The sequence below is a fragment of the Sulfitobacter sp. HI0129 genome (assembly GCF_001635395.1).
In the GTDB taxonomy this organism is placed as follows: domain Bacteria; phylum Pseudomonadota; class Alphaproteobacteria; order Rhodobacterales; family Rhodobacteraceae; genus Sulfitobacter.
This window is the reverse complement of the sequence record NZ_LWGH01000455.1, coordinates 1-4,076: the sequence shown is the minus strand read 5'-3', so window position 1 is coordinate 4,076 and position 4,076 is coordinate 1. Positions and strand designations below refer to the sequence as shown.

General features: G+C 62.2%; 4 protein-coding genes. 1 reads left to right on the top strand and 3 read right to left on the bottom strand.

The annotated features are described in order from the left end of the window. A partial coding sequence (locus A3764_RS12475) for an IS5 family transposase (protein WP_067951633.1) occupies positions 1 to 379 on the top strand: 379 nt, incomplete at its 5' end. Here the strand turns inward: A3764_RS12475 and A3764_RS12470 are convergent. The 3 genes from A3764_RS12470 to A3764_RS12460 all read right to left on the bottom strand — a co-directional run. Next, complete coding sequence (locus A3764_RS12470) at positions 363 to 1,211, bottom strand: tyrosine-type recombinase/integrase (RefSeq protein ID WP_067922339.1); 849 nt, start codon at positions 1,209 to 1,211, stop codon at positions 363 to 365. The two genes, A3764_RS12475 and A3764_RS12470, sit on opposite strands and share 17 nt — an antisense overlap. 385 nt (positions 1,212 to 1,596) lie before the next feature. After that, positions 1,597 to 3,309 (bottom strand): methionine--tRNA ligase, encoded by a 1,713-nt coding sequence (metG, locus tag A3764_RS12465; RefSeq protein ID WP_067922335.1) that lies wholly within the window; start codon positions 3,307 to 3,309, stop codon positions 1,597 to 1,599. 114 nt (positions 3,310 to 3,423) lie between these two features. Continuing rightward, a partial coding sequence (locus A3764_RS12460) for an MFS transporter (RefSeq protein ID WP_150122161.1) occupies positions 3,424 to 4,076 on the bottom strand: 653 nt, incomplete at its 5' end.

Below are 4,076 nucleotides of genomic sequence, written 5' to 3'. Positions count from 1 at the left end.
GCTGCACGCCATCTGCGACAGCCAAGGCCGACCGCTCAATCTGTTCGTGACCGCAGGACAGGTCAGCGATTACGTCGGTGCCCGAGCACTGGTGAGCCGTTTGCCCAGGGTGGACTGGCTGCTTGGCGATCGTGGCTATGACGCCGATTGGTTCCGAGAAGCGTTGAAAGACAAAGGGATACGGGCGTGTATCCCTGGCCGTAAACAGCGGAAGAAGCCAGTGAAGTACGACAAGCGTCGCTACAAGCGGCGCAACCGGATCGAAATCATGTTCGGCAGGCTGAAGGATTGGCGGCGTGTGGCAACCCGTTACGATAGATGCCCGAAAGTCTTCCTGTCAGCCATCGCCCTCGCCGCACTCGTTATTTACTGGTTGTGAGTCCTGACCCTAGAAACCTTGGCAAAGGCAGTTTGAAGGCCTTGGCCTCGCCACCCTTTGGGGAGGGCACAGTCAGCACGCCGTCTTGATCTAGATGTTCCCATTTCATTGATCTGGCGTCACCTGAGCGAAGCCCCGTTAGCAACATGACCAACCAACAGCAACGACGAACACGATCGTCTAATCCATCCGATTGACGCCAGAGCAAAGGCATCTCATCGGGGCCAACAGCCCAATCTCTTGCCTTTTCCTGGTTCATCCGAACACCCCGAGTGACAGGGTTGGGCGGAAGATCATGGGTTCTCGCAGCGTCGTTTATTAACAGCTTCAAAACACGCATTGCTCCGTTGGCACCGTAGGCTCCGGTTTTGCGGGTAATCTTCTCATGCAATGCTCTGACTGTGGCACGGTCAATTCGATCCACTGGGATTTTCTTCAGGGATGAAAGAGGTCCTTCGACCTTCTGCTGATACCAAGCCAATGTCCTTGGGCTTAGCTCCTGGCCACGCGTTGCAAAGTAGCTGTCTGCGACCTCGCTCAGGCTCGGTATGGCGTTCTTAGGCACTCTCGGGTCTTCACCACGACGCAATGTCAGGCGCAGTTCCTTCGCACGTTCTCGGGCCGATTTCAGCGACACCTCGTCAGTGCGACCAATGACGAAAGAAATATATCGATCAGTTCCGTCATTGATCCTGCCCATAAGTTTGTAGCTGGCGCTCTTTTTGCCAATGACGATACGCAGGCCACTGACGTCTGCATCATAGACCTGTGCACCTGCTTCTTGGGCATGGCGGATCTTGTCCACCACGCTTTGCGTGAGTTTGGTTGCCATGAGGCTATTCTCCTTTGTGATCCGGTTTCAGGCCCGGGCTAGGGCCCGGTTCTGATTAGGTCGCCTCAGGTCGTCTTGAGGCTGCATAGGAGAATTATGTCGTGTTTATATGGGCTTGCGGACCGCTATAAGACGCATAAGGTCAAAAAAGATGCTATGTGCTGTTACTTAAAATCTGTTGGGGCGTAGCCCCGTGTGGGTTCGAGTCCCACCGCCCGCACCACTTCTCCTCTGCTGCACTCATTTCCCGCCGCGTTGCCTTCAGGCCCCCCGCGCCACCCTTCCAAATGGCAAAAAATCCCCGCCGGAGGCAAAGCCAGGGGCGCGCCCCCGCAGCAAGGCACCACCCCCGAACCCGAGAACTACGCCGAATGTCGCCCGGCGCTCAGTCCCGTGTCCCGGCAAAGCGGGTTTCCCAATCTTCGCGCTGCTCGTCGGTGATCTTGGCGAAAAGCACTTCCGGCACGGTGAAGGCATGGCCCGGGGGCAATTGGCCCAGTGTCGTCTTCACGTTACCCGGCCAACCGGCGTCCGGGGCGCCCATGGCCTCCAGCATGGTCCGCGCGGCCTCCGGCACGAAGGGGGCGGACAGCACCGCGTAAAGCGGGATGAGGTTCAGCGCCAGCCGCACCTGCGCCGCCGCCCGGTCCGGGTCTGTCTTGAAGGTCGTCCAGGGGGCCTGCGCCTGCAGGTATTCGTTGCCCGCCGCCCAGATGGCGCGCAGCTCCTGCGCCGATTTGCGCACCTCGATGGCGTCCATCTGTGCCTCGTAGCGGGCGACCCGTTCGGTCAGGTCGGCGATCAGCGCCTCTTCCGCCGGCCCGTATGCGCCCGCCTCCGGCACCGTCTCGCCGAATTTCGAGCGGCAGAACTTGGTGATGCGGCTGACGAAATTGCCCAGCACATCCGCAAGATCCTTGTTCACCGAGGCCTGGAAATTCTCCCATGTGAATTCCGCGTCCGAGGTTTCGGGCGCATGGCTCAAGAGCCACCAGCGCCAGTAATCCGCCGGCAGAAGCGACAGCGCCTGATCCTGAAACACCCCCCGCCCGCGCGAGGTGGAGAATTGCCCGCCGTCGTAATTGAGGTAATTGAAGGACTTGATGTAATCCACCAGCTTCCACGGCTCGCCCGATCCCATGATGGTGGCGGGGAAGCTGAGCGTATGGAAGGGCACGTTGTCCTTGCCCATGAACTGGGTATAGCGCACGTCATCGGCCCCCCGGTCGGTGCGCCACCAGCTTTCCCAGTCGCTGCCCTTTCCGGCATCGACCCATTCCTGTGCCGCGGCGATATATTCGATGGGCGCGTCGAACCAGACGTAGAAGACCTTGCCCTCCATCCCCGGCCATGGCGCATCGCCCTTGCGAACGGGCACCCCCCAGTCGAGGTCGCGGGTGATCCCCCGGTCCTGCAGACCGTCGCCGTCATGCAGCCATTTCTTGGCGATGGAGGTCGTGAGGACCGGCCAGTCCTCCTTGCCGCGGATCCAGCTGTCCAGATCGTCCTTCATGCGGCTCTGGCGCAGGAAAAGATGCTTGGTCTCGCGCGTTTCCAGCTCGGTCGAGCCCGAAATCGTGCTGCGCGGCTCGATCAGGTCGGTGGGATCGAGCTGCTTTGTGCAATTGTCGCATTGGTCGCCCCGGGCGCTGTCGTAGCCGCAGTTGGGGCAGGTGCCCTCTATATAGCGGTCGGGCAGGAAACGCGCATCGGCCACGGAATAGACCTGCCGCTGGGTGACTTCCTCGATCAGGCCGGCATCCGCCAGCGCCCCCGCGAAATGCTGCGTGAGACGGTGGTTCTGCGCGCTGGAGGAGCGCCCGAAATGGTCGAAGGACAGCCCGAAGCCCGCTGCGATCTCGGCCTGCTGCTCATGCAGTTGGGCGCAATATTCGGCCACCGGCAACCCGGCCTTGGCCGCCGCCAGTTCCGCGGGCGTGCCATGTTCGTCCGTGGCGCAAAGAAATAGCACCTCGTGCCCGCGGGCGCGCAGGTAACGCGCAAAAAGATCGGCGGGCAACTGGCTGCCCACGAGATTGCCGAGGTGTTTGATCCCGTTGATATAGGGAAGCGCCGAGGTGATGAGGTGTCGGGTCACGCAACGAATGCCTTTGTTCTGAAGTCGGCCCGCTTTAGCAGGCCCGCCGCGGCTTGCCCAGCCTGTCGCGGGCCCGTTCCACACTCATCATCTGTCGCGGGGGCCGCTCCGCGCTCAGCCCTCGTCGCGCAGTTCGCCGTCGCGCTGGCGCCCGAAGAGGCGGCCCACCACGAAGGTGGTGCGCGGCGTGTTGACGTAGCGCGTCTTCCGGTGGCTGGCGGGCCGCGCGCGCATCCGGGTGAGCCCGAAAACCACCAGCACCGCATGGGCCGCCGCGATCAGCGTGAAGAGCGCGCCCGAGCCGTAGGCATCGATCAGAACGGAGGCGAGATAGGGCGCGAAAATCGCCCCGGCAGCGAACCAGAACATCAATGCGGCCGAAAGCTCCACCCGTTCGTCGGCGCTGGCGAAATCATGGGCATGGGCCGCCGCCACCGAATAGATGGGAAAGGTCGTCAGCCCGAAGAAACCCGCCGACAGCATGATGCCCCATGTGCCGAAACCGGTGGTCAGCATCGTGACGCCGGAACTGACGATGGCCGCGACCGACAGCCAGATCAGCACCCAGCGGCGGTCGAACTTGTCGGCCAGCCAGCCCACGGGATATTGCGCGATGGCCCCGCCCAGCACGAAGGCCGACAGGAACCACGCGATCTGCGCCGCCGTCAGTCCCACCTCCTGCCCATAGATCGGGCCCACCATCCGGAAGGAGGCGCTGGATACCGCCGCCACCACCACCCCCGCCGCGGCAAGCGGCGAGCGGTCCA